Source organism: Arthrobacter sp. ISL-48 (assembly GCF_018613805.1).
GTDB lineage: Bacteria > Actinomycetota > Actinomycetes > Actinomycetales > Micrococcaceae > Arthrobacter.
The window spans coordinates 1-26,017 of sequence record NZ_JAGGPL010000014.1 but is presented as its reverse complement, the minus strand read 5'-3'; the positions used below and the strand labels follow the sequence as shown (position 1 = coordinate 26,017).

At 65.4% G+C, this 26,017-nt stretch carries 25 protein-coding genes, 1 tRNA gene, 1 pseudogene and 1 riboswitch; of the genes and pseudogenes, 14 read left to right on the top strand and 13 right to left on the bottom strand.

The window, feature by feature from the left end; translation table 11 throughout:
- The first annotated feature begins 6 nt into the window (after window positions 1-6).
- From J7E83_RS13965 to J7E83_RS13955, 3 genes are all read left to right on the top strand, one after another.
- Window positions 7-492 (top strand): hypothetical protein, encoded by a 486-nt coding sequence (locus J7E83_RS13965; RefSeq protein WP_214963098.1) that lies wholly within the window; start codon window positions 7-9, stop codon window positions 490-492.
- A gap of 14 nt (window positions 493-506) precedes the next feature.
- Window positions 507-956 carry an Rrf2 family transcriptional regulator gene (locus tag J7E83_RS13960; protein ID WP_214963097.1) on the top strand — a complete coding sequence of 150 codons (450 nt, stop codon included), beginning with the start codon at window positions 507-509 and terminating at the stop codon, window positions 954-956.
- A gap of 123 nt (window positions 957-1,079) precedes the next feature.
- Entirely contained in the window at window positions 1,080-2,240 is a 1,161-nt protein-coding gene (locus J7E83_RS13955; protein ID WP_214963095.1) for a globin domain-containing protein, read from the top strand.
- 132 nt (window positions 2,241-2,372) lie between these two features.
- Here the strand turns inward: J7E83_RS13955 and J7E83_RS13950 are convergent, their stop codons facing one another.
- Entirely contained in the window at window positions 2,373-4,199 is a 1,827-nt protein-coding gene (locus J7E83_RS13950) for a phosphoenolpyruvate carboxykinase (GTP) (RefSeq protein ID WP_214963093.1), read from the bottom strand.
- Window positions 4,200-4,475: 276 nt separating this feature from the next.
- On the opposite strand from J7E83_RS13950, the gene J7E83_RS13945 reads away from it, so the two are divergent.
- The 5 genes from J7E83_RS13945 (at window position 4,476) to J7E83_RS13925 (ending at window position 9,757) form a co-directional block, all read left to right on the top strand.
- Window positions 4,476-4,549 (top strand) — tRNA-Arg (locus tag J7E83_RS13945).
- Between the two features lie 167 nt (window positions 4,550-4,716).
- Entirely contained in the window at window positions 4,717-6,171 is a 1,455-nt protein-coding gene (locus J7E83_RS13940) for an NAD(P)/FAD-dependent oxidoreductase (protein ID WP_214963091.1), read from the top strand.
- A gap of 171 nt (window positions 6,172-6,342) precedes the next feature.
- On the top strand, window positions 6,343-7,035 hold the full coding sequence (locus J7E83_RS13935) for an ABC transporter ATP-binding protein (protein ID WP_311379685.1): 693 nt from the start codon (window positions 6,343-6,345) through the stop codon (window positions 7,033-7,035).
- Entirely contained in the window at window positions 7,032-9,068 is a 2,037-nt protein-coding gene (locus tag J7E83_RS13930) for a YhgE/Pip family protein (RefSeq protein ID WP_214963090.1), read from the top strand. Before J7E83_RS13935 ends, J7E83_RS13930 begins: the two co-directional genes overlap by 4 nt.
- A complete protein-coding gene (locus J7E83_RS13925; RefSeq protein ID WP_251043872.1) occupies window positions 9,065-9,757 on the top strand; it encodes a TetR/AcrR family transcriptional regulator in 693 nt (230 codons plus the stop codon). Before J7E83_RS13930 ends, J7E83_RS13925 begins: the two co-directional genes overlap by 4 nt.
- A 549-nt stretch (window positions 9,758-10,306) precedes the next feature.
- On the opposite strand, the gene J7E83_RS13920 is transcribed toward J7E83_RS13925, so the two are convergent.
- Window positions 10,307-11,347, bottom strand: coding sequence for an EamA family transporter (locus tag J7E83_RS13920; RefSeq protein ID WP_214963082.1), 1,041 nt, complete (start codon window positions 11,345-11,347; stop codon window positions 10,307-10,309).
- Window positions 11,348-11,420: 73 nt separating this feature from the next.
- Here J7E83_RS13920 and J7E83_RS13915 point away from each other — a divergent pair, with 73 nt between their 5' ends.
- Entirely contained in the window at window positions 11,421-12,329 is a 909-nt protein-coding gene (locus J7E83_RS13915; protein ID WP_214963080.1) for a LysR family transcriptional regulator, read from the top strand.
- Window positions 12,330-12,346: 17 nt separating this feature from the next.
- Here J7E83_RS13915 and J7E83_RS13910 read toward each other — a convergent pair whose 3' ends face one another.
- Window positions 12,347-12,874, bottom strand: coding sequence for a histidine phosphatase family protein (locus tag J7E83_RS13910; protein WP_214963078.1), 528 nt, complete (start codon window positions 12,872-12,874; stop codon window positions 12,347-12,349).
- 130 nt (window positions 12,875-13,004) lie between these two features.
- On the bottom strand, window positions 13,005-13,871 hold the full coding sequence (locus tag J7E83_RS13905; protein WP_214963076.1) for a winged helix-turn-helix domain-containing protein: 867 nt from the start codon (window positions 13,869-13,871) through the stop codon (window positions 13,005-13,007).
- Between the two features lie 707 nt (window positions 13,872-14,578).
- On the opposite strand from J7E83_RS13905, the gene J7E83_RS13900 reads away from it, so the two are divergent.
- The 4 genes from J7E83_RS13900 (at window position 14,579) to J7E83_RS13885 (ending at window position 18,475) form a co-directional block, all read left to right on the top strand.
- Entirely contained in the window at window positions 14,579-15,319 is a 741-nt protein-coding gene (locus J7E83_RS13900) for a response regulator transcription factor (protein WP_214963074.1), read from the top strand.
- A 2-nt stretch (window positions 15,320-15,321) separates the two neighbouring features.
- Window positions 15,322-16,857: a cell wall metabolism sensor histidine kinase WalK gene (locus J7E83_RS13895; protein WP_214963072.1), complete on the top strand. Its 1,536-nt coding sequence runs from the start codon at window positions 15,322-15,324 to the stop codon at window positions 16,855-16,857.
- A 76-nt stretch (window positions 16,858-16,933) separates the two neighbouring features.
- Window positions 16,934-17,107: riboswitch (cyclic di-AMP (ydaO/yuaA leader) on the top strand.
- Window positions 17,108-17,211: 104 nt separating this feature from the next.
- Window positions 17,212-17,925 carry a hypothetical protein gene (locus J7E83_RS13890; protein WP_396020553.1) on the top strand — a complete coding sequence of 238 codons (714 nt, stop codon included), beginning with the start codon at window positions 17,212-17,214 and terminating at the stop codon, window positions 17,923-17,925.
- A gap of 106 nt (window positions 17,926-18,031) precedes the next feature.
- Window positions 18,032-18,475 (top strand): YdeI/OmpD-associated family protein, encoded by a 444-nt coding sequence (locus tag J7E83_RS13885; RefSeq protein ID WP_214963068.1) that lies wholly within the window; start codon window positions 18,032-18,034, stop codon window positions 18,473-18,475.
- On the opposite strand, the gene J7E83_RS13880 is transcribed toward J7E83_RS13885, so the two are convergent.
- The 4 genes from J7E83_RS13880 to J7E83_RS13865 form a co-directional block, all read right to left on the bottom strand.
- Window positions 18,456-19,136, bottom strand: coding sequence for an HAD-IA family hydrolase (locus tag J7E83_RS13880; protein WP_214963066.1), 681 nt, complete (start codon window positions 19,134-19,136; stop codon window positions 18,456-18,458). The two genes, J7E83_RS13885 and J7E83_RS13880, sit on opposite strands and share 20 nt — an antisense overlap.
- Window positions 19,137-19,208: 72 nt before the next feature.
- Window positions 19,209-19,598 (bottom strand): glyoxalase superfamily protein, encoded by a 390-nt coding sequence (locus J7E83_RS13875; RefSeq protein WP_214963064.1) that lies wholly within the window; start codon window positions 19,596-19,598, stop codon window positions 19,209-19,211.
- 79 nt (window positions 19,599-19,677) lie between these two features.
- Window positions 19,678-20,313: a uracil phosphoribosyltransferase gene (gene upp / locus J7E83_RS13870; protein WP_214963062.1), complete on the bottom strand. Its 636-nt coding sequence runs from the start codon at window positions 20,311-20,313 to the stop codon at window positions 19,678-19,680.
- Window positions 20,314-20,326: 13 nt separating this feature from the next.
- On the bottom strand, window positions 20,327-21,118 hold the full coding sequence (locus tag J7E83_RS13865; protein ID WP_396020549.1) for a phosphatase PAP2 family protein: 792 nt from the start codon (window positions 21,116-21,118) through the stop codon (window positions 20,327-20,329).
- A 61-nt stretch (window positions 21,119-21,179) separates the two neighbouring features.
- Between J7E83_RS13865 and J7E83_RS13860 the strand changes: the two genes are divergently transcribed.
- Complete coding sequence (locus J7E83_RS13860; protein ID WP_214963060.1) at window positions 21,180-21,695, top strand: nucleoside deaminase; 516 nt, start codon at window positions 21,180-21,182, stop codon at window positions 21,693-21,695.
- On the opposite strand, the gene J7E83_RS13855 is transcribed toward J7E83_RS13860, so the two are convergent.
- The 5 genes and pseudogenes from J7E83_RS13855 to J7E83_RS13835 form a co-directional block, all read right to left on the bottom strand.
- Entirely contained in the window at window positions 21,692-22,924 is a 1,233-nt protein-coding gene (locus tag J7E83_RS13855; RefSeq protein WP_214963058.1) for a DNA glycosylase AlkZ-like family protein, read from the bottom strand. The genes J7E83_RS13860 and J7E83_RS13855 overlap by 4 nt on opposite strands.
- A 62-nt stretch (window positions 22,925-22,986) precedes the next feature.
- Window positions 22,987-24,054 (bottom strand): glycosyltransferase family 4 protein, encoded by a 1,068-nt coding sequence (locus J7E83_RS13850; protein WP_214963052.1) that lies wholly within the window; start codon window positions 24,052-24,054, stop codon window positions 22,987-22,989.
- A 5-nt stretch (window positions 24,055-24,059) separates the two neighbouring features.
- Entirely contained in the window at window positions 24,060-24,455 is a 396-nt protein-coding gene (locus J7E83_RS13845) for a 6-carboxytetrahydropterin synthase (protein WP_214963050.1), read from the bottom strand.
- Window positions 24,456-24,458: 3 nt separating this feature from the next.
- Window positions 24,459-25,562 (bottom strand): zinc-binding alcohol dehydrogenase, encoded by a 1,104-nt coding sequence (locus tag J7E83_RS13840; RefSeq protein WP_214963048.1) that lies wholly within the window; start codon window positions 25,560-25,562, stop codon window positions 24,459-24,461.
- Between the two features lie 239 nt (window positions 25,563-25,801).
- Window positions 25,802-26,017 (bottom strand): annotated as a pseudogene (locus J7E83_RS13835) (hypothetical protein); the annotation flags it as partial.

The window sequence follows — 26,017 nt, the reverse complement described above, 5'->3', positions numbered from 1 at the left end:
TCCGCCGTGACTGATCATGCCGGCGGCCCTGCAGCAGCTTCCTCCTGGCGGGATTCCGTCCCCGAGGCTACGGCAACGGACCTGGAGAACCTGCTGGGGACCGGCGTTGGCGCAGCCCAGGAACAGCTGCAGCGCAACGGCGGTTTCCTGCCGTTCGCCCTGGTAGTGGAGAACGACGGCGAAGTGCGCCTCATGGCCGTCACTCCCGCAGATGCCGCGGAAGATTCCGACTCCGACTTCGATGCGGACTCCATGATCGAAGACCTCACCCAAGTGCTCCGCCAGAACCGGGCAGATTTCAGGGCCACCGCCGTGGTTTGCGACATCCTCCTTGTGGAGGAAGAGTCAGATGCCATCCACGTGGCCGCCGAGCACCGCGACGGATCTGTCTTTGCCGCGGTGCTTCCCTACTCCGCGAAACCTGTAACCCGGGAACTGGAATTCGGCCAGCTCACGGCTGACATCAACGAACCCTCCATCTGGGTGGACTAGACCGGCCCGGCCGCATGAAAATCAACGCCTTTGCAGATGTGAGCCTCCGGGCACTCATGGTGCTGGCCGCCGCACCCGGCGGCAGCCTCCTGACGACCCAGAGCATCGCCGACGCCGTCGCCACGCCGTACAACCATGTCAGCAAGGCGATGGCCAAGCTGCGCCACTTGGGTCTTATCGAAGTGGAACGCGGCCGGACCGGTGGCTCGCGGCTCAGCCCGGCGGGCCGCCAGGTTACTGTAGGCCAGATGCTGCGGAACCTGAACACCCGGCAGGATGCAGCAGATTGCGTGGCCCCGAGCGGCGATTGCCCGTTGATCAATGACTGCAAACTCCGGCTGGCCCTCGCCCGAGCCCGGGAGGCGTTTTACCGTGAGCTCGACGACGTGGTCGTGGCAGACCTCCCCCATTCGCGGCAGATGACCCCGGTTTTCCAACTGATCGGGCTGCGCCCCGGGCTTTAGGGTTACCGGATTAGGTTCCGTGTTCTACAAGGTGTAGAAGTTGAGGTGTGAATTCTTGTATTTGAAACACCAGAATTCTTCCGGCCGGAACGAAGATCCCGGCCCCCTACCTCAGGAGTACACATGCTCTCGGACAAATCCCGCCCTGTCATTGAGGCAACCCTTCCGCTCGTCGGTTCGCGGATCGGCGCCATCACCCCCAAGTTCTACGCTCGGCTGTTCGCCGCGCACCCCGAATTGCTGGACGGCCTGTTCAGCCGTTCGAACCAGCGCTCGGGCAACCAGCAGCAGGCACTGGCCGGAAGCATCGCCGCCTTCGCCACCCATCTGGTGAACAACCCCGGCACGCTACCGGAGGCCGTACTGGCCCGCATCGCCCACCGGCACGCATCCCTGGGCATCACCCAACCCCAGTACCAGGTGGTCTACGAACACCTGTTCGCCGCCATCGCCGAGGACCTGGCCGAAGTCATTACCGCGGAGATCGCCGAAGCCTGGACAGAGGTCTACTGGCTCATGGCCGACGCCCTGATCAAGCTGGAAAAAGGACTGTACGCAGCGCAGGCTAACGGAAAAATGTGGAGCCCTTGGAGGGTCTCCACCAAGACCTTTGCCGGGACGGGCGCCATGACCTTCACCCTGGAAGCGGCAGACGACACTCCCATCACCGAAGCGCTGCCCGGCCAGTACATCAGCGTCAAGGTCCAACTCCCGGACGGCCTGCGCCAGGTCCGGCAGTACTCCCTCTCCGGCGACGCCGGCACCCGCCGCACCTTCACCACCAAGCTGGACGACGGCGGCGAGGTCTCCCCCGTACTGCACAGCGGTGTCGGGGTGGGCGATATCCTGGAAATCTCCAACCCCTACGGGGAGATCACCCTCAAGGAGGGCGTCGGCCCGGTGGTCCTGGCGTCGGCAGGCATCGGCTGCACCCCCACCGCCTCCATCCTCCGGCACCTGGCCGAGTCCGGTTCCGAACGCCAGGTGCTGGTGCTTCATGCGGAAAGCACCCAGGACAGCTGGGCGCTGCGCGGCCAGATGACGGACGACGTCGAGCGCCTGGGCGGTGCCGAACTCAAGCTCTGGCTCGAAGAGCCCCGCGCCGGTTCCCTTGAAGGATTCATGTCGCTGCGTGAAGTGGACCTGCCGGCCGGAGCGTCCCTCTACCTCTGCGGGCCGCTGCCGTTCATGAAGAGCATCCGCAACGAAGCCATCAATGCCGGCATCCCGGCAGCCCGGATCCACTACGAGGTCTTCGGACCGGACATCTGGCTGGCCAGCTGATCCGCACTGCGTGGGCCCACGCCGGCAGGGTTCCCTGGCCGAGCTTGCGAGGCTAGGGGGCCGGTGGGGAACGACGGCGCCCCCGCACCTTTAGCAAAAGGTGCGGGGGCGCCGTCGTACTTTTGGAGCGGTCTAGCCCAGCCGGGACTTGAGGCCGGCAAGCTCGGACTGCAGTGCCTCGGGCAGGGACCCCCCGAAGTTGGCGAACCATTCCTCGATGGAGGCAAGTTCGGTGGCCCATTCGGCTGGGTCAACACGGACGGCCTCCTCCACCTGCGCGGGAGTCATGTCCAGGCCCTTGAGGTCGATGGAGTCACCGGTGGGAACAAACCCGATGGGTGTTTCCACCGCGTCTGCCTTGCCCTCGAGCCGTTCGATGGCCCACTTCAGGACGCGGGCGTTGTCGCCGAATCCGGGCCACGCGAAACCGCCGTCGGCGTTCCGGCGGAACCAGTTGACCAGGAAGATCTTGGGCAGGCGCTCCGGATTGGCTTTGGCGGACAGGTTGACCCAGTGGTTCAGGTAATCGCCCGCGTCGTAGCCGATGAAGGGGAGCATGGCCATGGGGTCGCGCCGAACGACGCCAACCTGACCTGCTGCAGCAGCAGTGGTCTCGGAAGACAGGGTGGAGCCCATGAAGATGCCATTGGACCAGCTGCGCGCCTCGGTCACCAAGGGGATGGTGGTCTTGCGGCGGCCGCCGAACAGGATCGCGGAAAGTTCCACGCCGTCAGGGTTGTTGTACTCCTCTGCGAGCATGTCGATCTGGTCGATCGGCGTGCAGAAGCGGGAGTTCGGGTGCGCGGCCGGCGTGTCCGAATCAGGGGTCCAGGAGTTGCCCTGCCAGTCGGTGAGGTGGGCGGGCACTTCCTCGGTCATGCCTTCCCACCACACACCGCCGTCGTCGGTCAGTGCCACGTTGGTGAAGATGCTGTGGCCCTTGGCGATGGCGCGCATGGCATTGGGGTTGGTGCCCCAGCCGGTGCCCGGTGCCACGCCGAAGAGTCCGGCTTCCGGATTGACGGCGCGGAGTTCGCCTTCCTTGCCGAAACGCATCCAGGTGATGTCGTCACCCAGCGTCTCCACCTTCCAGCCCTCGATGGTGGGATCGAGCAGCGCGAGGTTGGTCTTGCCGCAGGCGGACGGGAAGGCCGCCGAGACGTAGTACTTCTTCTGCTCCGGGGAGGTGAGCTTCAGGATGAGCATGTGCTCCGCCAGCCAGCCCTCGTCACGCGCCATGACGGAGGCGATGCGCAGGGCGTAGCATTTCTTGCCCAGCAGCGCGTTTCCGCCATAGCCGGAGCCGTAGGACCAGATGGAGCGCTCCTCGGGGAAATGCACAATCCATTTGTCGGGGTTGCACGGCCACGGCACGTCCGCCTGGCCGGCTTCGAGAGGTGCACCCAGGGAGTGCAGGGCCGGGACAAAGAAGGCGTTGGTTGCGGTGATACGATCCAGCACTTCGGTGCCGATCCGGGCCATGATTCGCATGGAGGCAACAACGTAGGCGCTGTCAGTGATCTCCACGCCGAACTTGGGGTCCTCGGCGTCGAGGTGTCCCATGACAAACGGGATGACGTACATAGTGCGGCCGCGCATGGAGCCTGCGAACAGCGTGCGCAGCTTCTCCTTCATTTCCGCGGGGGCCATCCAGTTGTTGGTAAAGCCTGCGTCGCGCTCCTTCTCGGAGCAAATGAAGGTCTGCTCTTCAACCCTGGCCACATCTGCCGGGTCGGAGAACGCGGCGAACGAGTTCGGGAAGAGCTCCTGGTTCAGGCGCTGCAGCGTTCCCGCTTCTACGAGTTCGCCCGTAAGACGGATGTTTTCTTCTTCGGATCCGTCAACCCAGTGGATACGGTCCGGCTGCGTAAGCTCAGCAACCTCTTCGACCCATGCCAGCAGAGCAGCATGTGTGGTGGGTGCTTTCTCAAGCAGCGGCTTCTGCGCCAGATCGCCCATTGCGGTTCCCTTCCTCGGGTTCATCGGTGTGAGCTAAATGCTATGGGCCGTGGAGCCTCTGTTTTTGGGGCGAGCCCTGACCGTTGGCAGGCATTTCAGCAGGAATCCGCGCAAATTCAGCAAAGAGACCATCTAGGCCACGGCGATTAAGTGACGAAGGTCACCTAGACCGGTCTAGTCGGCTAGATTACATGCCTTCCGATTTGGCACTACGGGCACCCCTCGCGTAAAGTAATTCGAGGTTCGCGGAGAGAGAGATACCGCGAAACACAAAATGCGCCCATAGCTCAGCTGGATAGAGCGTCTGTCTACGGAACAGAAGGCCGGGGGTTCGAATCCCTCTGGGCGCACAGATTGAAGGTCCGCACTGGTTTGCCGGTGCGGACCTCTTGCGTTTAACGCCTGGCTGCGCCAGCCCACGGCCCTGCTCCTGCTGGCCCAGCGCACCCCCGCCGAGGGCACCGGTTCGACTTCAAGGCCATACGGCGCCCCCAGGGGTCCGGCGTAGGCTGTTCCCATGACGCCTGAGGCCCTGGAACGCGAATTTGATGTGATTGTGCTCGGTGCCGGCGCCGTGGGGGAAAACGTAGCAGACCGCGTTGTCCAGGGCGGCCTCACTGCCGTCCTGGTGGAGGCGGAACTGGTGGGCGGCGAATGCTCCTACTGGGCGTGCATGCCCTCCAAAGCCCTGCTCCGGCCCGGAACCGCCCTCCACGGCGCCCAGACAGTCCCGGGTGCGAAGGAAGCAGTCACCCGGACACTGGATGCCGCGGCAGTGCTGGCACGCCGCGACTACTTCACCTCCAACTGGCAGGATGACAGCCAGGTGAAGTGGGTGGAGGATACCGGGATCGAGCTCGTCCGCGGCCATGGTTGGCTCACCGCTCCGCGCACGGTGGAAGTGGCCGGCGTGGATGGCAACTCGTATCAGCTGACTGCACGCCACGCCGTCGTCCTGGCCACCGGCTCGACGCCCAACATCCCTCCCATCCACGGGCTGGCGGACCTTCAGGTGTGGGGAACCCGGGAAGCAACCTCGGCACAGGAAGTTCCCGACCGGCTCGCCGTCCTGGGCGGCGGAGTAGCCGGGACGGAACTGGCACAGGCCTTTGCCAGGCTCGGCTCGGACGTGACACTTGTGGCCAGGAGCACGCTGCTGGGTAACTTCCCCCCGGAAGCGGCCAAGCTGGTGGAGGCTGGGTTGCGCGCGGACGGCGTGGAGATCCACCTCAGCACCTCCACCGACAGCGTCCGCGAGAACGCGGACGGCACCTTCACCCTGTCCCTTGGGGATGGATCCAACGTCACGGCGGACAGGATCCTGGTGTCCACGGGCAGGCACCCGGCCCTTGAAGGGCTGGGCCTGGAAAGCCTGGGTTTTGCGGCGCCGGACGACAAGCCCTTGAAACTCACTACGGACCCCTCGGGGCTCGTGGAAGGAGCGCCCGGCGACGAACCCTGGCTCTATGCCATTGGGGACGCAGCCGGGAAGAATTTTTTCACTCACCAAGGCAAGTACGAGGCCAGGGCGACCGGCGACGCCATCGCAGCGCGGGCCAAGGGAGAGCTGCGTGGTGCCCCGACGGAATGGAGTCACTACGCCCAGACCGCCAATCAGCACGCGGTGCCCAGCGTTGTATTCACCGATCCGGAATTGGCAGCAGTGGGCCGCACGGTGGAGCAGGCGGAAAGGGACGGCTACAACGTTTCCTCTGTGGAGCTGCCCATTCAAGTGGCAGGCTCTTCTCTCCATTCGGAGCACTACGAAGGCTGGGCGCAGCTCGTCATCGACGAGGACCGCAAGGTATTGCTGGGTGCCACCTTCGCGGGGCCGGACGTGGCGGAACTGCTGCACGCGGCCACCATCGCGGTGGTGGGCGAAGTGCCGCTGGACCGTCTGTGGCACGCCGTGCCCTCATACCCCACGGTCAGTGAAGTCTGGCTGCGGCTCCTGGAGAAGTACGGTCTCTAGGCTCGCGCGAACTGGCAGGTAATGACCTCAAACCTGGGTTTTGAGGTCATTACCTGCCAGTTCGCGCCTGAGGAAGGGGCGCTATAGGGAGGGGCGCAAATGTGCCTATTTGAACTGACTGGTCAGTTTAGTTAGACTGAAGGCGAACCATTTCCCTCCGAAAGGCCATTTGTGCTCTCCGTACAGCAGCTCCACGTGAAAGGCCGGCGGGGCGATCTGCTTCCGCCTACCTCGCTGCAGGCCCCAAGGGGTGAACTGCTCCTCGTTGCAGGCGACCGACAGGACCAGCGGACAGCCCTGGCGCTTACGCTCAGCGCACGCATGAAACCTACCGGCGGCCGCATCACCTGGGCCGGCAGCCCGCGGACGAAGTCCCTCCGCCAGGCGAGCGCCCTGGTCGACTCCCCCGGCGTCAACGAGCCCGAGCAGCACCTGAGCGTGCGCGACCTCGTCACAGAGGACCTCGCCCTGATCCCCCGCCGCTACCGCGGTGCCCTCCTGAGCAAGCCATGGCTCAAGGTCAACAGCTTCGAGGATATCGCGGACCTCTGGACGGAGCAGCTCCCCCCGGACAGGCGCATGGAACTCCTCACCGCCCTCGCCCTCGCCAACCCGCACACCGACCTTCTGGTGGTGGACTCCCCGGACCGGCACAGTGCCCACGCGTCGGACTGGCTTCCCCGGCTTGAGGAGTTGGCGTACGACGGCGGGCGCCCACTCGCCGTCGTCGTCACCGTTACTGCCCTCCCGCCGGAGTGGACAGGTCCGGCGGCGGTTATCGGCAACTCCGTCCACAGCCCCATTGGCGCACCGGCGGTTGTACCAAATAATGAACTCCGACTCGAAACCGAGGAAGCCAAGTGACTGTTCTGCGGCTGGCCCGCTCCGAACTCAAGCGCATGACCGGCGGGCTGCTGCCCAAGCTGACCATCCTGGCCCTGGTCATGGTGCCGCTGCTCTACGGGGCCGTGTACCTGTACGCCAACTGGAATCCCTACGGCAACCTGAACCAGATCGACGCCGCCCTGGTGGTAGAGGATACCGGGGCAACCGCAAGCGACGGAACCCGGCTCCAGGCAGGCACGAAGGTGGCGGACAGCCTGGTGGAGGGAAACGTCTTCAACTGGAAGTCGGTCTCGACTGCCGAAGAAGCCGACCAAGGCGTCAGCAGCGGCAAGTACGCCTTCGCCTTGAAGATTCCCCAGGATTTTTCCACCAACCTCGTCTCCCCCGGCAGCTTCGATTCCGCGAGCCAGGCGATGCTGGACGTCACCACCAACGATGCCAATAACTACCTCCTCAGCACCATCGTGGACAAGCTGACCACCGCCGTACACAACAGCGTGGCCAAGGACGTGGGTGAAGAGACAGCGAACCAGCTGCTCACAGGCTTCGGCACCATCCATTCCCAGATGCTCAAGGCTGCCGATGGTTCCGGGCAGCTCGCCGACGGCGTGGCCGCCCTCCGGGACGGGACCGCCACCCTGCATCAGGGGACGACGGAGCTGAGCGCCGGCGCGGGCGAGCTGTACGCCGGCCAGCTGAAACTGCGTGACGGCGCCAACCAGCTTACCGAAGGCGCCGGCCAGCTGAGCAGCGGGCTGTCCACCTTGAAGGACAAGACGGCCACCCTGCCCACCGACACCCAGACCCTCGCCAACGGCGCGGCCCAGGTGGCAGCAGGAAACGCCCAGCTGAACTCCAGGGTCCAGGACGTTGTGGCCCAGCTCGATGCTGCCGACCAAGGACTCCGGACCCGCGTGATCGAATCGAACAACCGACTGATTGCATCGGGGGTCCTCACCCAGTTGCAGGCCGACAAGATCCTGGCCGACTTTGACACTGTGGCCGCCTCCAGCCCGGTGACGGCTGCGAAGACCAAAATCCAGACTGACGCCGCGCAGATCCAACAGTTGGCGGACGGTTCCGAGGCCGTAAGTGTTGGTGCTGCCCAGCTCGCTGCCGCCACCCCAGCACTCAAGGATGCCATTGGCCAGGCGTCCGGCGGTGCCAACCAGCTCCACACCGGTGCAGCAAGCCTGGCCACGGGCCAACAGGCAGCGCTGGATGGCGCCGGCCGGCTGGCGGAAGGGGCGCAGAAGCTCGACTCCGGAGCAGCACAACTCGAGACCGGCGCCGGAACTGCGGCGGACGGCTCCCGGACCCTCGCCGACGAAATCGCGAAGGGCGCTGGCCAGGTGCCCAACCCGAACGACACGCAGAAGAGCAGCCTCTCCGAGGTGATCGCCGATCCCGTGGCGGTCAGCAATGTCTCCCAGGCCAAAGCCGGCTCCTACGGTGCAGGGCTGGCCCCGTTCTTCCTGACCCTGGCGCTGTGGATCGGGATCTTCATGCTGATCCAGGCCATGCGGCCCATCACCCAGCGGGCACTGGCGTCCAACGCCCCGGCGTGGAAAATCGCCGTCGGGGGCTGGCTCCCGTTCCTGGCGGTCTCGGTGGTGCAGGCCAGCCTATTGACGCTGGTAGTGGACCTGGGCCTGGGACTCAACCCGGTGCATCCCGTGCTGATGTGGCTCTTCATGTTGGCCGCCGCCATGGCGTTCAGTGCCATCATCCAGGGGGTCGTTGCCCTTCTGGGATCCCCAGGGAAACTGGTGGTGCTCATCCTGCTCGTGCTGCAGCTGGTTTCCTCAGGCGGTACGTTCCCTTGGCAGACCACTCCACAGCCGCTGCATGTAGTGCACGAGGTCCTGCCCATGGGCTACGTGGTCACAGGAATGCGGCACCTCATCTATGGTGCCGACCTGTCCATGATCCTGCCCACCGTCCTGGGCCTGCTGGGCTACACGGTGCTGGGTGCAGCAATGACAACGCTGGCCGTGCGGAAAAACAAATTCTGGACGCTGAAGACCCTCAAGCCTGAGATCGCGGTATGAACACCCGCGGTATGAACATCCGGCCGGCCGAGCCGGCCGGGAAGGAGCTGCGCCCCGCGCGGACCAATGCCACGCGGCAGAAGCTCTTCGAGGCGTCGATGGAACTGATCGGCGAGCGGGGCGCCGCCGGAGTGACGGTGGACGAGATCGCCGCCGCGGCCGGTGTATCCAAGGGCACGGTCTACTACAACTTCGGCAGCAAAGCCGACCTCATCGCACAGCTGCTCCGTCACGGGGTGGACATCCTCAAGGCCCGCCTCGCGAGCACCGGCACGGGCACAAGCGCGGGCGCGGGCATGGTTCCGGGCGAAGCTGCCTCCGGGAGCGGACCGCGGCCCGATCCGCTGCTGGCCATGGAGGCGATGATCGGCCAGGCCATGGATTTCATGGCGGAGTACCCGTCGTTCGCCCGCTTGTGGGTGAGTGAAAACTGGCGGACACCCAGCGAGTGGCAGGACACTTTTGCGGTGCTCAGGGCCGAGCTGCTGGAGATCATCGGCGCGGCCATCGAGAGCGTAGCTGCCGTCTATCCCGTGGACGAGACCATCTCGCGCGGCAGCCTGGAAACGGCCATCTTCGGTGCCTGCTTTGTGGTGGGGCTGGACCGCCAGACCTACAACCCAGAGCGCACCCGTAACCAAAGCGTTGCAGCAATCATGGCCATCATGCGCGGCTACGTCGTGAAGTAGCTTCCCTTCGGAGATGATTGACCGCATGGGGAATAGCGGAAAAACCGCCATCGGAGCGGCTCTGGCTGCCCTTGGCATGCTGGTGCTGACGGCCATCACACTGGAAGAGCCTGTGTTGTTCACGTTCCTGGGCCTCGTGGCCGTGGCTTACGTTGCGGCGGTGGCGGAAGTGTTTGCCCGCGGCCGCTATCTTGCCGTGGTTGCCGCCGGCGCCGGCACCAGCATGTTCATCGGTTTCTCTATTGCGTTCCTGCGGATGTGGGGGCTGGCCTTCAACCAGGACGCGGCTGCCCTGGGTACGGCGGTAACCACCCAGGATTCGGACATCTACTTCTACTTGGCCGCGGCCTCCGCGGCGGCCACCCTGCTGGTCCTGTTCGCCGGAGCCGTCTGGCCTGGAGCCAAACGCCTCCGGCCCTCCCGGCAGTCGAAGCCCAGAAGGCGGCCCGCTTCCGCTGCCCGTCGGCCGGCGGCGAGCGCCGGCGCCAAGAGAGCCGGCGGCAGCCAGCGCGCTCCCTCCCAACGCCCTTATGCCCATGGCACGCCCGCTCAGCGCGCGTCCGGCTCCCGCACCCCCGCAGCACGGGTTCCAGCCGCGACAGCCAAGCGGCCGTCGTCGGCTTCCCCCGTCCGCAAACCAACGGCTGCGGGCGCGCCCAAACCGGCACCCAAACCAGCGTCCAAACCGGGTTCCGCCGCAGCTTCCCGTCGTTGAGTCCGAGCGCCGGCCAGGGTGAGCACCGCCGTCGCCACTCCCCCCAGGAGGAGCACACCGCCGGCCAGTTCGGCAGGTGACGGCACCTCCCCCAGCGCCAACCATGCGGCGCTCATCCCCACCACGGGCACCAACAGCGTGAAGGGCACCACCGCCGACGACGGGTAACTGGCCAGCAGGCGGTTCCAGATTCCATATCCCACCAGCGACGCGAAGACGGCTGTATAGAGCGCGCTGAGGACGGTAGCGGGCTGCAGGTCCATGAGCGTTCCCAGGACAGACGCCGGGCCGTCGATGATCAGCGAAAGCCCTGCGAGGGGCAGTGGCACCACGGCACCGGACCAGACCACCAGACCGAGCCCGGACGCGGCCCTGGCTTTGCGCACAATAATGTTGCCTGTGGCCCAGGACAGCGCTGCCGCCAGGACGATAATCAGCGGAAGCAGCGGCGCCACGGCGCTCCGGCCCACAGCCACCACCACCAGCCCTGCGACGCCAAGCACGACGCCGGCAAGCTGGCGGCCGCTGGGCCGCTCGCCGAGGTATCCGGCGGCCAGCAGGACCGTGAGCAGAACCTGGGCCTGGAGCACCAGGGAGGCAAGGCCTGCCGGCATGCCAAGTGCCATGGCGAGGTAGAGGAGCCCGAACTGGCCGGCGCTCATGAAAAGGCCGACGCCGATGATCGCCTTCCAGCTGACGTCCGGTTTCCTGATGAAGAAGATCCAGGGGAAGACCACCAGGACAAAACGCATGGCGACGAACAGCAGCGGTGGAACGTCGCGGCCATTGGCGTGCAGGCCGAAGTCGATGGCCACAAAGTTCAGGCCCCACAGTACAGCGACCAGGGCAGCGAGGAGGGAATGGCGAAGGTTCACGCTCCTAACCTTGGCAGAGCCCCGGATGAAGGACCAGCGTTGAATTCAGCCGCCCATCGTGTACGTTTGCTTCATGATCGACATTGGTTCGCTTCGGGCGCTCACAGCGATTGAGCAGCACGGTTCTGTCATAGCTGCGTCGGACGTCATAGGTTTCAGTCCGTCCGCGGTCTCCCAACAGGTCAAGAAGCTGGAGAAGCAGGCCGGCTTTGCGCTCCTGGAGCGCCGCGGGCGCGGGGTACTGCTGACGGAGCGGGGGCTCGCCCTGGCTGCCTACGGCCGCCGGATCCTTGCCGAACTCGAGGAACTGCAGTCCACGCTGCTGGCGGACCCGGCCAAACCGAGCGGCCGCCTCAAGGTGGTCGCATTCTCCACCGCATGCCGTGGGCTGGTGGGGCCGATGCTGGGAAGGCTGGCCTCCTCAGGGACCGAACTGGACGTCAGCGTGCTGGCCGAGGATCCCCGCGAAGCCGTGGCCCGGGTGGCAAACGGCGAGGCCGATCTTGGCGTGGTGCACAACTGGAACTCGGTTCCGCTGGTGATCCCCGAGCACATGAGCCTGGAATGGCTGTGCGAGGACATCGCGGACCTGCTGGTGCATCGCAGCCACCCGCTGGCCGGGCGGGACGCCGTGGAACCGTCTGACCTGCTTGGCGAGCGATGGGTCAGCACACCGCACGGCGCCATTTGCAACGAGGCGCTGCTGCGGATCTTCTCCGACCTGGGCCGGGTCCCGGACATCAGGGTCTACGATCCGGACTTCGCCACCCACATTGCGCTCGTTGACCAGGCGGCCGTCGTGGCCCTGGTCCCCCGTCTCGGCAGGCCAGGCCTTCCCGACGACGTGGTGTCCGTACCCTTAGTCAACCCCGTCCAGGTGCGCCACGTGGGGATCGTACACCGCAGGACCATGACGGCAAGCCCCGGGATCCGCCACGCCGCCGGGTTGCTGCGGGAGATCGCCGGGTCACTAACAAGCTAGCCCTCCCGCAGGTGCAGTCAGTGGGCCCGTGGAACCTTGAATTTGGTGAGCCGGGCGTCCTGCCCATCCAGCTCGGCCCACGATTTTTCCGTTTCCAGGACGGTGAGCGCGCCAGTGGGGTACCTCGTGGCGGCATCCATGTATGCGTCATGGTCGGAGTCGCGCGAGGCCAGGTGCATGGCAAGGTCCTGCACTCCGGGCATGTGCGAGATGAGCATCAGGGTGGTGACAGTGTCGGGTACATGGTTGACCACTGTGAGCATGCGAAGCGCTGAGGCCGCGTACAGGCCGTCCTCGAGTTTCGGCGTCGGCGCCTTGTCGCCGAGTTCCGAGCATACCCAGGTGCACGTCTGGCGCGTGCGGAGAGCACTGGAACACAGGATGAAATCGGGGACGACGTCGTGTTTGGCCAGCCATTTCCCGGCCAGCGGCGCTTCACGGTGGCCGCGCTCTTCCAGCGGCCGCTCGTGATCCGGCACCCCGCCAGGCCAGTCCGCCTTCGCGTGGCGCATGATCACGAGGCGCTTGATGTGGTGGTCGCTCATGCCCCAAGCCTAGCGCCGCCGCCTAAGCCAAGCGCCACCGCCACCAGCTCCGAGGCCAATGCGCAGGCGGCCAGAACGCGCAAAAGCGCCCGTCCCTGAGTGGGCACGGGCGCTTTTGTGCGAGGTAAGACTAGATCGAGTATTCCGGAGCTGCCCAGACGACAACTTCGGGGTGCTCGTAGAACCGGTAGCCCTGGCCGCGCACGGTGCGGACGGTGTTGGCAAGGCGGCCCAGCTTGGAGCGGAGGCGCCGGATGTGGACGTCGATAGTGCGCTCGTTGGGAACCTCTTCGGCGTTGCGCCACAGGCCTTCGAGCAGTTCGTCGCGGCCCACGGTGCGGGTGCCGTTCTCCACAAGGTAGTTCAGGAGTTCGAACTCCTTGAAGGTCAGGTTCAGGGACTCGCCGTCAAGGTGTACTTCGCGGCGGGCGAGGTCGATCAGGACGCCGGACGGACGCGGGTCCTGCGCCTGCTGCAGCCGGTTCGTCTCGGTGCGCTGCCGCGCGTTCACGGTGGGATCACCGAAAGTGGAACGTACGACGTCGAGCGCGGAACCCGGGGTCCCGGCGGGCGCCACCGCGACGGCGGCGTAGCTCTCGGCACCGGTGACCAGGGACTGGGCGTAGGCGCGGATTTCCTGGGCGAGCTTGGCGATTGAGGTTCCGGCGGCGGCGGCAGTCTCTTCGTCGATGCCCATATACAGGACGAAGCCCCTCGCCACGTTGTCGTTGGCCACCGGGCGGACAGCGTTGGGCCCTGACACCACCGGGGTGGGAGCGGTCATGGGTGCAGCTTCCGCAGGCTGGACTGCGCGGAGCTGCCCGTAGGAGTTCGGGTTGTAGCCCTGGGGGGCATAGCCGGGCGCCGGGAAGCTGGTGCCGGGGGCCGCCGGGGCGAACGCGGGGCGGGCGCCAAAGCCTTGGCGGAGACCAGAGGGCTGGCCGCCCTTGTTGGCGTTACGAACTGAGATGTGGACGTATCCGGATGCAACTGACATGAATGCTTACCTCAATGTGAATGGCCGTCATCGCGGCTCGAATGCTGGTGTTCCCCGCAATGAGACCTGGGGAGGGCGCCCGACGCTGGGCTGGGGGGGCGAATGCCTAAGAACTTCCTGGGGGTATGAAGGTCAGGCGTGCATTCGACAACAGCGCATGTCGGCAGCAGCGGGTGTGCTGGGCCAATATTCTGCGGCTGCAGGTGCTGTTGAGTACTTGTTCACAGTTAGAAGTGTGCAGCGTAACAATGCGAACTTGCAAGTAACAATGGACGTAAACGTCCGCATCGTGAGACAAAATCCGTCGATGTGTTTCAGATCACCATTCTGCGGAGTAGATAAAATAACAATTGTTTTCCAGAACGAGCGGTCAAAAACCAGCTTTCAACGAATTTTGTTCGCTCTACAGCGCATATTTCCCCGTCAGATTCATGAGGGGTTAGTTTGCTGAAATTGCTCGTCCCGCTTTCCGGTCATGTCCAGCTCTCCCAGATCTGGACAGAAAAAACCCGCCTTGAGTCCGTCCACGTAGTCCGTCCACGTAAGCGCGATAGTGGCGTTCCTCGATCGTAGATCGAACCGCACCGGCCGTGAGCTGCTCGGCGGAAGAGATCTGGCACCCCTGTTCAGCTCGCTAGGCTGGGATTCACAGCGTGCGCACAGGAAGCCCAAAGCGCGGGCTAACCCGCAGATCGGAGAGTTGTCCCATGGCCACTTCGCACTCCATGACAAACAACCTTCCCCAGCTAGCCCATCCGGACGGTTCCCCCATTCGTGCCCTGGTGGTCGACGACGAGCCAAGCCTTTCAGAACTCATGAGCATGGGCCTGCGCATGGCCGGCTGGTCAGTGGCCGTGGCAGCCGATGGCCCCGAGGCCGTAAAACTCGCCAAGGAGTTCCGCCCGGACGTCCTGGTGCTTGACGTGATGCTGCCGGGGTTCGACGGCGTGGAGCTGCTCAGCAGGATCCGGGCCTTTGCGCCGGAGGTCCCTGCGCTCTTCCTGACAGCCAAGGACGCCGTCCACGACCGGATCGTGGGCCTGGCGGCCGGCGGCGACGACTACGTGACCAAGCCGTTCAGCATGGAAGAGGTCCTGCTCCGGCTGCACCGGCTGGTGCAGCGGTCCGGTGTGGCTGCAATGGATACCGCCGAATTGGTGGTGGGAGACCTGGTCCTCAACGTTGACACCCGCGAGGTGACCCGGGCCGGCGATGAACTCCAGCTGACGGCCACCCAGTTCGAGCTGCTCCGGTATCTCATGGAGAACCCCAAGCGCGTCATCAGCAAGGCCCAGATCCTGGATCGCGTCTGGGACTATGACTTCGGCGGGCAGGCGAACATCGTGGAGCTCTACATCTCCTACCTCCGCAAAAAGGTGGACGCCGTGCACCCGCCCATGATCCACACCGTGCGTGGTGCCGGGTACGTCATCAAGCCGGCCGACTAGCCATGCCTTCACTCTCCGGCGCCGCACGCACACCGGGCCGCAGCTGGCTAAAGCCGGCCACGTGGCACTTGCGCACCCGCCTGGTCCTGGTGGCCATGGCCCTGCTGGTCAGCATCTGCGGCGCCGTGGGGCTGTTCAGCTTTGCCTCCATGGATTCGTTCCTCACCCGCCAGCTTGATGACCAGCTAAGCCAGGCAGCCCACGTTTCCAACGATCCGGGCCGACCTCCTTTGGGCGGGTTCAACAACGGAAGAGACCCCCTGGACGCCCGCGGCCAGAGCGTGGGGACTCTGAACGCCCGCATCCTGAACGGACAGGTTAACAGCGCCGGGTTCCTCGCGCCGGACACCACCCGCTCGCCGCTCTCAAGCACTGACAAGGAGATCCTGCTCGCATTGGCAACGAACGCGCAGCCCGTTGACCGGCCCCTCTCGAACGGTGACTACCGGCTGATTGCTGTCAAGACCGCCAATGCCGACGTCTTGGTCACCGGGCTTCCGCTTGCCGCCAAGGCAAGCACCCTCACGTCCCTGGTGTGGACCTTTGTGTTCGTTTCGTTGGGTGGCCTGGTCCTGATCGGCCTGGCAGGGACCGTGCTGATCCGGCGCACCATGAAACCGCTGGAGCAGCTCTCTGAAGTTGCCACCCGCGTCTCGCGGCTTCCGCTGGAGGCCGGTGAGGTGGCACTCGCCGTGCGCGTCCCGCCGTCGAACTCCAATCCAGGAACGGAAGTTGGCAGCGTGGGCTACGCCCTCAACCTCATGCTGGATAACGTGGCCAACGCCCTGGAGGCCAGGCAGAAAAGCGAGACCAAGGTCCGCCAGTTTGTGGCCGACGCATCGCATGAGCTGCGAACCCCGCTGACGGCCATCCGCGGCTACACCGAGCTGATGAGGATGACCGAGAATTTCACGCCTGACGGCCGGAAGTCCCTGGCAAGGGTCCAAAGGCAGTCCGAGCGAATGACAACGTTGGTGGAGGACTTGCTCCTGCTCGCCAGGCTTGACGAGGGCCAGCCGCTGAAGCTCAGCGAGGTGGACCTCACGCAGTTGGTAATCGAGACCGTCAGCGATGAGAAAGTCATTGCCCCGGACCACCATTGGCATCTTGAACTTCCCGATGAGCCGCTGGTCGTCAACGGTGATCCGTCGCAGCTGCGCCAGGTAATGGTCAACCTGCTCTCCAATGCACGCAAGCACACGGCGCCCGGGACCACGGTGGTCACCGGCGTAACCAAGTCCACTGACGGCGGTGCGGTGGTAACAGTAACGGACGACGGCGCGGGCATCCCTGCTGGATTCGTGGACCATGTTTTCTCGCGGTTTGCCCGCGCAGACGCGTCCCGCGCGGGCAAGGCGCCTGCGTCCGGTCCGGCCGCTTCAGAGGGTACCAGCGGCCTTGGCTTGTCCATTGTCCAATCGATCGTGGAATCCCACGGCGGCAGCGTGGAGGTGAGGTCGAAGCCCGGCCGGACAGAGTTCACCCTACGCCTGCCTATCAAAACGCTCGCGGCGCAAGGCAACACACCGGCGTCGTGATCTCTGTTACCAAAATGTGACTTAAGCGGCAGACTCCTGTACGGTCGTTTGGGTGTGGTTCCCGTTCGGGCCACACATCCGGATGACGCCAAGCTCTGCCGCTTCCCGGATTCTTCTTGACCAGGCAGAGGCGGGGGACCCACGTCCCGGGCTCTATGCGCCCTTGGGGTTAAGCCAGCACGTGAATTTCCGTGTGGCCGGATGCCCTCATCCGAACCCGACAGCTAACTCCGCAGGTGTGAGAGGCGATCAATCATGTCTGAATTCCAGGTAGAACCACGCCCGCAGAGCGGGTCAAAGTCCCACGGCCGGCGAAAACTCGCCCCCGAAAGGGCAGCTGCATCTGCAGCTCAACTGTCAAAGTCCGCGCGGCCCGAATCGCCGCTGTCTAACTCCGGACGGTCCAAGTCACCGCTGTCCAAACTGGCAAGGATTCCCTCCTTGGGCCAGCGCGCCGCCGTGTTCGCCACCGCGTGTGCGCTGCTCGTCGGCGTGGCCGCCGCAGGCCAGGCTTCCGACTCCATCGCCCAGGTGGCAGCCAGCGAACCCCATGCGGTGGAGGCAACGGCCGGTGTGGACTCCAACCTGAGTCTTGAGCAGAGCGAGATCCAGGCCCCGGCCTCGCCGTCGCCTGCTCCCGCAGAGGTCAGTGTTGCCCCGCAGGCAGCTGACCCGGCACCTGCGCCCGCTCCAGTGCAGGCACCTGCTCCAGCTCCTGCCCCCGCTCCCGAGCCCGCGCCGGCACCGGTTGTGGCTGTCAACGATCCCGCCGGCGCCCAGGCCTACGCTGCCAGCCAGCTGGCATCGTATGGTTGGGCCCCTGACGAGATGCAGTGCCTGAAGACGCTGTGGACCAAGGAGTCGGACTGGACCACCACGGCAACGAACGCGAGCAGCGGTGCATACGGCATCGTCCAGTCGCTGCCGGCCGAGAAGATGGCGAGCGCCGGGGCCGACTACCTCACCAACTACCGCACGCAGATCAACTGGGGCTTGAACTACATCAAGCAGAGCTACCAGTCACCGTGCGGTGCGCTGAGCTTCCACCTGTCGCACAACTGGTACTGAGCGTGGCTTAAAACGTCTTTCCGCAACTGGCGCCCTCCCTGTCGGTCGGAGGGTCTGTCGGTGGGCGGGTCTGTCGGTGGGCGGAGTCCGGCGGCATACTGGGACCATGAAATTTACCACCACCATCCTGGGCAGCGGCAACAAGGCGGGCATTGAGGTTCCGGAGGACATCATCTCCGCGCTGGACGCGGGCAAGCGCCCGCCGGTGGTTGTGACCATCAATGGCAAGAGCTACCGGAGCAGCATTGCGGTCATGGGCGGACAGAACCTTATCGGGGTCAGCTCGGCCAACCGGGAATTCACCGGGGTTACCGCTGGCGACACGGTGGAGGTGGACGTGGAACTGGACACCCAGCCGCGCATCGTGGAAGTTCCTGATGATCTCGCCGCCGCCCTGGCTGCCGAACCGGAAGCCCAGGCCTTTTACGCCACGCTGAACTACAGCGCCCAGCGGCGGTACGTCGAGCCCATCGGCGATGCAAAGACAGGCGAGACCAGGGCCCGTAGGATCGCGAAGGTTGTGGCTGACCTCAAAGCAGGAAAGAAATGACCCTGCGCCCTGCGCCGTCCGTATCCACCGTCGCTGAGACTGAACTGTAGTCGGCAATGTGGAGCACCCCGTCGGGGAGAGGGCCGGTCTTCGGGCCCACCGCCACCGTACGGATGCCGGCAGCCATGCCGGCCGCGATTCCCGCCGGGGCGTCCTCGAACACCAAAGCCTCGGCCGGCTCAACCCCCAAGAGCTCGGCGGCCCGAAGATAGCCTTCCGGATGTGGCTTGCCGTGGGTAATGAGGTCGGCAGTAACGGCGGTGGCCGGCATGGCCAGGCCCGCGGCCTCCATCCGGATATCGGCAAGGATCCGGTCGGCTGATGTCACCAGGGCAACGGCATCCAAGGGAAGGGTGCGCAGCAGTTCCGCGGCTCCGGGCAACGCAACGATGCCCCGGGTCCGGACCCGTTCCATGGCACCGAGCTCGTCCGTCAGCGCGACGACGTCGGCTCCGGCCGGCGCAAAACGGCGCACCGTGTCACCCGCCCTGACACCATGGGACGTACGCAGGATCTCGGCGAAATCCAGGCCATAGCGCTCGGCAAACTCGCTCCACACCTGTTCCACCACAGCGGTGGAATCCACCAGGGTGCCGTCCATGTCAAAGAGGACAGCGCGGCAGGTCAGGGTGCGGGTGGGGGCCGACGTGGGGAGGCTCATGGTTCAATCTTGCCCTACCATCGTCCGCCGCCCCGGCTCGGTTACGCGGCTGGCTCCAGGAAACCCGCCTGTTTACGCGGACGGCACGGCGGCTTCCCGGCCCGGGATGTACTGCACGGCCCACTTGTTGCCGTCCGGATCCGCGAAATATACGAAGTGTCCCCACTCCTGCACGTCCACATCGCTCACGTCCACGCCATTGCCTTTGAGGTGGTCGTGAGCCGCCTGGATGTCGCTCACTACCAACTGCAGGCTTGGAGCGGTGCCGGGCGGCGCGTCGTTCAGTCCCTCGCCGATACAGATGGAGCAGCCTGAGCCCGGTGGGGTGAGCTGGACAAAGCGGATGGAGTCGCTGGGCCGCTCGTCGAAGTCCGCGTTGAACCCCACCTTATTGACATAGAAGTCCTTGGCGCGGTCCACGTCGGACACCGGGACAAACACAAGTTCAAGTTTCCAGTCCATCCGGACAGGCTAGCGGTGGGATGAGGAATCCGGAAGGCTTCGTGGGATAGGGACCTGGAAGCCTTTTGGGATCGTCCGGTCAGCCGGCGATGCCGTACAGGCGATCGCCTGCGTCGCCCAGTCCGGGGACGATGTAGGACTTCTCGTTGAGTTTCTCGTCAATAGAGGCAAGCACGATGGTGACGTTGGCGCCGGAGAGTTCCTCCTCCAGCTTGGCCAGGCCTTCGGGCGCGGCCAGGAGGCAAATGCAGGTCACGTCCGAGGCGCCCCGCCTAAAGAGGAACTTGATGGCCTCCCGCAGGGTCCCGCCGGTTGCCAGCATGGGGTCGAGCACAAAGATCTGCCGGTCCGTGAGGTCCTCGGGGAGGCGCTCGGCATACGTGATGATATCCAGGGTTTCCTCGTCCCGGGCCATGCCCAGGAAGCCCACCTCTGCGGTGGGGACCAGCTTGGTCATGCCCTCCAGCATGCCAAGGCCCGCACGCAGGATGGGGACCACCAGCGGCGTGGGTTTGGTGAACGCTGTGCCGACGGTACTGCTGACCGGCGTCTGAATGGTGACGGGTTCGGTGCGGACGTCGCGGGTGGCCTCGTATGCGAGGAGCGTCACCAGCTCTTCCGTTAACTGCCGGAAGACCGGGGACGGAGTGTTCTTGTCCCGCAGGACAGTGAGCTTATGGGCGACCAGCGGGTGGTCCACAACGAGAGTGCGCATGGGCTCAAAACTATCATCCGGCGCTCCCCTTCCCCGGCCCCGTAATGCCGTCGTTCTGCACCACGTCACGCACCACGGGCCTGTCGAAGGTCGGGGCGGGGCCGCGGTGTTCCCGCCGCCTGAAGAAGTGGAAGAGCCGATGCGCCAGAATCACCATGCACACCCAGATCAGGCCCAGAAGCCACCCGGCGATGACGTCCGTAAGCCAATGGTGTCCCAGGAACACCCGGCTGAGTCCCATGGCGAGGATAAAGAGCGTTCCGCCGGCTATCAAAGATACGCGGACCATCGTCCGGTGAAACTGTAGGCAGGTCAGGTAAATCACCACACCGATCACCACCGTGGTGTTCAATGTGTGCCCGCTTGGAAAGGATGGTGATGTCTCGAACGGGGGCACTGCGTCCGCATGGTCTGGCCTGGTCCGTCCAACGAGCTTCTTGCCGAACGTCGTTGCTGACGTGGAGAAGGCGGCGGCGCCGCCCACAAGAATGAGAGGCCGCCACGTCCTTCCGAGGAAAGTCAGCCAGGCGGTAAGGATGCTGGCGAGGATTGGCATGCCAATGCCGCCACCGATGTTCGTAAACCCTGTAACGGCGGCATCCAGCCCGGGATTCCTCAGCCCTTCGGCATACCTAAGGGCAGGCTTGTCCAGGTTGGCCAGGCCGGCATTGTCCACAACGTTGTCGTACACTTCAGCACCGAGAAGCGCCAGCGCCACTATGATCCCGCCACCCATCAGGATAGTGATGGTCAATGCCGCGTACGGTTTGAACCACTCTCTAAGCCGCTCTGGGAGGGTGTCCACGGCTGCCTCCTCGCGTCAGTGCCGTCCAAGTCTGGATATCCTTCGAAACTATCATTGAGCCATGGTCCCGGCAGAAATGAAACACGGCGAGTGGATGGGCCTTGCCCTGGACGAGGCCCGGAGCGCCCTTGCCACGCACGATGTGCCCATCGGCGCCGTCGTAATCGGGCCCGACGGCGACGTGCTGGGTTCGGGGCGGAACCAGAGGGAGGCCCTCGGAGACCCCACCGCCCATGCCGAAGTAGTGGCCATCCGCCAGGCTGCGGACCGTTTGCGTGAGCTCTCCATCCAAGGTGGCGGCACCGCGGACGGCTGGCGGCTTGCAGACTGCACCCTGGTGGTCACGCTGGAGCCCTGCGCCATGTGCGCAGGCGCCGTTGTGCTGGCGCGCATACCCCGGGTGGTCTTCGGCGCCTGGGACGAGAAGGCCGGCGCCGCCGGTTCAGTCTTTGACATCCTCCGCGAGCGACGCCTCAACCACTGGGTGGAGGTCTACGCGGGTGTCCGGGAAGCGGAATGCGGAGCGTTGCTCAGGGAATTCTTCGCCGGACACCGTGCCCAGCCGAACGGTTCCTAGACGGCAGCGTCCAGAAAATCGATGCGGCTCTTCCGGGATGCCGGCGAGTCCAGGCTGAAGGAGCGGAAATCACCCAGCTCGGCGCGTATCCAGGCCTCCACCTCGGCGACCCGCTGCGTCACGGCAGGCGTGGGACCGTCAAAGAGCCAGTGGGCGATTCGTTCCTTCACCGGATCGTACTGCCAGAGTCCGACGATCCGGCCGCGGTCCAGGATCGGGTGGTCTGGGAGGTCGGCCTGAAGAGCCAGCGTCGCATCGAGCACCTTCTTGCCCCTGTCCCGCTCTTCGAGCATGTCCCCGGAGTTCCGCCGGAGCAGGACTAGTGAATCGGTGCCCGCCAGCAACTGGATTTGTTCCTCTCCGGGCGCCTCAAAGGCGGCGAGCCGGCCAACGTCGTCGGGCAGCATCCACAGCACCTCGCCTGCTGCGGTGGGCACCTCCACGGCGCCGACGGCGGCGAATGCCGCCTTGCTGTCCGCCACGGTAAAGCCGGTGAACCATTGCGACTGCTTGAAGGTGGCACCGCCTGTCCAGCCGAGGTATCGCTCCATGAGGAGGCTGCGGACGGAGCCATCGTCCAAGGTGACGGCCGGCATTTCCCACAGCGTATAGGCGTAGCGCTGCTGGTCCAGCCGGCCGTTCACCGGCACGCGGCGGATCCGACCGTCCGCCTGCAGGAGGCCCAGTGCGGTGGGCAGGGTGGTAGCGGCGCCTTTCCTCTTACCCTCCTCGCCAAGGTTCCGGACTGAGTCACCCAACTCGTCCTTGAGCTGCTTGGGATCAAGCGGACCGCTGGCTTCGGCCAGCGCGTGCAGGATCTGCTCCTCCAGCAGCGTTATCTCGCCACGTTCCACCCCCATCCTTGCCAGCACGCGGAAGGGCGCGGCCGCCGCCTCCCGGCCGATCTGGAGAGCCCAGGCAAAGTCGTTGTGGCCCAGGACGTACGTGCAGCCCCGCGCTGCGGGGAGTTCATGGATTTTCAGGGACAAGACATCGGCGTCCGCCTGCTCGCGGCTGATCCCGGCGCGCGCAAAGAGCGTGAGGTAGGGGTTGGCTCCACCTACCGAGCGGGCCCAGCCAGCCTGGCTGAAGACTTCCGCCGAGTCCGCACCCCGGAGGCTGCCGTCCAGCCCCTGTTTGTGCCAGGCCCACGCCCGCATCAGGCTCGGGGTGAGCCGTTCCGGCGTGGGCAGGTCGAATGCGGTGGCGGACGGCACGGGCGTGGTCATGGCCTCATTGTCCATCAGCGGCCCCGGCAGCGGTTAGGCGATCCCGACGCCTCGCGGCCTGTTCAGTGGCCTCCGACGATCCCCAGCACCGTGCGCGCGGTGACGTCCCAGCCGGGCAGCCGCTCGCGTGCGGCCAGGGCCGCCTCGCGCCAGGCGGACCTCAGCCGAGGTTCCTCCAGCCAGTGCCGGAGCACCGCCGCCAGCGGTTCGGGGCTGCCGGAGAGGCCGACGGCGGCGCCCGGCAGCGTGCTCTCCAGGACGTCCGCTTCCCCTGCGGAAGGGCTCGCGGATGTCAGTGCGGCCACGGCGCCCGTCCCCTGCCGGACGATGACCGGGACGCCACGGGCGAGCGATTCGGTGACCACCAGCCCGAAGGCCTCTTCCCGGGACACCAGCAGGCTCAAGTCGGCTCGTTCCCATTCGTTGTCCAGCGCGTCCCCTGTCAGTTCGCCTGTCAGCCGTACCTTGTCTTGGATTCCCTGGTCTGTGATTGCTGTGCGGACCTGCTGGGCGTATTCCGGATCGGCGTCCTCTGAGCCCACGAGGGAGGCCGTCCAGTCCAGGTCCTGCAGCAAGGCCAGCGCCTTCACGGTAAGCAATTGGTCCTTGTTGGGCAGCAACGCAGCCACAGCAGTGATATGCGGCGGGTTCGAGCCCGTGGCCACGGGTGCGGGTTCCGTGCCGGGCAGCGCGATGTGGCTGGAAGTCAGTCCGTGCTGAGCGTTGATCGCCTGTGCGGTGGAGGTGCTGGTACAGATCACGCCTGCCACTGCGCGCAGGGCCCTGGCCTCCCTCGCCGGTTCGGCGATGGACGGCATGTGCAGCAGCACCCAGGCCTGCTGGCCCGCGGCCGCCGCGTACTCGAGTTCGTCGGGAGCGCTGCAGGCGATCAGTCCGTCCACGATGGTGACCGTCCCGGCGTCGAGTCCCGCCCGAGGTTCCCCTGCACCCAGCAGACTGCCCAGCCGCCGTCGTTCTTTAGCAGTGGCGTCCGGCCAGGATCCGTCCACCGCCAGCACCTCAACGTCAACGCCCAATCCCTGCAGCCCCCGGACAAGCCGGGCGTTGTAGACGTTGCCGCCGGAGTTGTGGCGGATATTGGCGGGGACCAGGAGCCTGAGGCGGCGCACCGTTGTCAGCCCACGAGGTCGAGCGTGAACGTTGCCCAGGCGTCCGGATTCTCGCGGAGGGTGACGTCGATCCCGGCGAGTTCGCGGCCGTCGTCGCTGTCCTTCAGCTGCGCTGCCACGGACCGGGCGATGTATTCGGCGAGCGCCTCGGTTGTGGTGAGCTTGCCGTCAAAGTCCGGGTGTTCATCCAGGTTGCGGTAATTGAGCCCGGCAAGGACCTCCTCGATGATGGTTCCCGCCGCTCCGATATCCAGCACGATTGCGTCCTGGTTCAGACGACGACGCCGGAAGGTCACTTCCGCTACGAAGGTAGCCCCATGAAGGGACTGGGCCGGGCCGAAAACCTCGCGCGGAAGGCTGTGGGCAATCATGAAATGGCGGCGGACGGTCAAGCTGAACATTGGCTACCTCTGGTCTTCGCGGTCGGTGTCTTGGGGGCGGTTGTCTTCGTGGTGGGTGTCTTCGGAGCGGGTGTCTTCGGGGCGGGAGTCTTCGGGTCCGGTCTCTTGGGTGCGGCTGTCGGGGTATTCGATGACGTGGCAGAGGGCTTCGAGTTTGCCGTCGGTGAGGCGCTGGACTACGTCGGGCAGGTCCGCGAAAGGCGATAATCCGGTGAGGAAAATGTCGAAGACGGGGTCCTTGAGTAGCGAGACGGCCAGGTCCAGGCGGTCTGCGTTGGTCCGCCGGTGGCGCCGGGCCCGGGATACAACGCCCACCTGACTGGCGCGGATGGACAGCCGCCTCGCGTGGAAATCCTCGCCAAGTGGCAGGGTGACATTGTGGTTGGCGTACCAGGACATCTCGATAATGTCCCCTTCGTCGCCGGCAAGCTGCAGGCTGCGGGCCAAGCCCTCTTGCGAGGCGGAGCAATGGAAGACGATGTCGCAATCCGCCAAGGCGTCGTCCGGATGGGCGAATTCCACCCCGAGCCGGTCCGCAAGGTGTTTGCGCTCCGGATCCAGGTCCACCAGTTGCAGGCGATCCAGCGGGAACGTGCGGAGGAGGGTGGCGACCATTCCTCCCACCAGGCCCGCGCCCACGACGGCGATCCGGTCCCCCAGCCTGGGGCCGGCCTCCCAGAGGGCATTGACGGCGGTTTCCACCGTGCCGGTAAGCACCGCCCGTCGGGCAGGAACGCCGTCGGGAATCCGGGTGAGCGCATCCGTGGCGACGACATAGCGGTCCTGGTGCGGGTTCAGGCAGAAGACCTTCTGGCCTACCCAGCCTTCCGGCCCCTGCTCCACCACGCCCACTGACAGGTAGCCAAACTTGACGGGTGAGGGGAAGGAGCCTTCCTGGTGTGGGGCCCGCATCTCCTCGGCGACCCGCGGCGGGACGGAACAGGTGTGGACCACGATCTCCGTGCCCTTGCTAATCCCCGAGTAAAGCGTGCGGACCAGTGCCTCGTCCGGTCCCGGGGCGTGCAGCTCCTCGGATCGGAGCTCACCGTGCTGGGGCCCCGTGGTCCAATATGCGGTTGCCTGCGCTGCTTTGCCTGAATTAGTCATCTTGCTTATGAATCTAGCCTGCCGCGCGTGGCGGGCAAAGCCGGACAGCACGGACGAACACTTGCGGCCCTCCCTCTGACCTCCAAGGGCCCCCGCACCCAAGCACCCAGCACTCAGCACTCCAACCAGCGCCAACCAGCGCTCCGCCGGCACCGGACGCTGTTGGTACAGGTTCTGCGCCACTCCGCTGGCAGCGGGGCACAACCCGGCGCGGTGCTCGTACTCTCGGCGCGCCGGCATCACGTCCCTGAGGGTGCGCACAGCGCTGCGCCGTCTGGAATTTCCCAGTCCGGGAAGGGGTTTTGGGTTAGCCCGGGATCTTCGGGTGGCTCGGCGTCATGGATCTGGGTTTCATCCGGCCACTCGGGTGGCTCCCAGTCTTGTTCTTCGTGTTGGAATTCGCGTCCGGTGAATGAGAGCCAGTCCGGTGGCTCCCAGTCTTGTTGTTCGCTTTG

What these genes read in the sequence shown, in the direction of transcription:
- J7E83_RS13960 (WP_214963097.1), top strand. Translation starts at nt 507, where the DNA reads ATGAAAATCAACGCCTTTGCAGATGTGAGCCTCCGGGCACTCATGGTG.
- J7E83_RS13955 (WP_214963095.1), top strand. Translation starts at nt 1,080, where the DNA reads ATGCTCTCGGACAAATCCCGCCCTGTCATTGAGGCAACCCTTCCGCTC.
- J7E83_RS13950 (WP_214963093.1), bottom strand. Translation starts at nt 4,199, where the DNA reads ATGGGCGATCTGGCGCAGAAGCCGCTGCTTGAGAAAGCACCCACCACA.
- J7E83_RS13940 (WP_214963091.1), top strand. Translation starts at nt 4,717, where the DNA reads ATGACGCCTGAGGCCCTGGAACGCGAATTTGATGTGATTGTGCTCGGT.
- J7E83_RS13925 (WP_251043872.1), top strand. Translation starts at nt 9,065, where the DNA reads ATGAACACCCGCGGTATGAACATCCGGCCGGCCGAGCCGGCCGGGAAG.
- J7E83_RS13915 (WP_214963080.1), top strand. Translation starts at nt 11,421, where the DNA reads ATGATCGACATTGGTTCGCTTCGGGCGCTCACAGCGATTGAGCAGCAC.
- J7E83_RS13910 (WP_214963078.1), bottom strand. Translation starts at nt 12,874, where the DNA reads ATGAGCGACCACCACATCAAGCGCCTCGTGATCATGCGCCACGCGAAG.
- J7E83_RS13905 (WP_214963076.1), bottom strand. Translation starts at nt 13,871, where the DNA reads ATGTCAGTTGCATCCGGATACGTCCACATCTCAGTTCGTAACGCCAAC.
- J7E83_RS13900 (WP_214963074.1), top strand. Translation starts at nt 14,579, where the DNA reads ATGGCCACTTCGCACTCCATGACAAACAACCTTCCCCAGCTAGCCCAT.
- J7E83_RS13895 (WP_214963072.1), top strand. Translation starts at nt 15,322, where the DNA reads ATGCCTTCACTCTCCGGCGCCGCACGCACACCGGGCCGCAGCTGGCTA.
- J7E83_RS13885 (WP_214963068.1), top strand. Translation starts at nt 18,032, where the DNA reads ATGAAATTTACCACCACCATCCTGGGCAGCGGCAACAAGGCGGGCATT.
- J7E83_RS13880 (WP_214963066.1), bottom strand. Translation starts at nt 19,136, where the DNA reads ATGAGCCTCCCCACGTCGGCCCCCACCCGCACCCTGACCTGCCGCGCT.
- J7E83_RS13875 (WP_214963064.1), bottom strand. Translation starts at nt 19,598, where the DNA reads ATGGACTGGAAACTTGAACTTGTGTTTGTCCCGGTGTCCGACGTGGAC.
- upp (WP_214963062.1), bottom strand. Translation starts at nt 20,313, where the DNA reads ATGCGCACTCTCGTTGTGGACCACCCGCTGGTCGCCCATAAGCTCACT.
- J7E83_RS13860 (WP_214963060.1), top strand. Translation starts at nt 21,180, where the DNA reads ATGGTCCCGGCAGAAATGAAACACGGCGAGTGGATGGGCCTTGCCCTG.
- J7E83_RS13855 (WP_214963058.1), bottom strand. Translation starts at nt 22,924, where the DNA reads ATGACCACGCCCGTGCCGTCCGCCACCGCATTCGACCTGCCCACGCCG.
- J7E83_RS13845 (WP_214963050.1), bottom strand. Translation starts at nt 24,455, where the DNA reads ATGTTCAGCTTGACCGTCCGCCGCCATTTCATGATTGCCCACAGCCTT.
- J7E83_RS13840 (WP_214963048.1), bottom strand. Translation starts at nt 25,562, where the DNA reads ATGACTAATTCAGGCAAAGCAGCGCAGGCAACCGCATATTGGACCACG.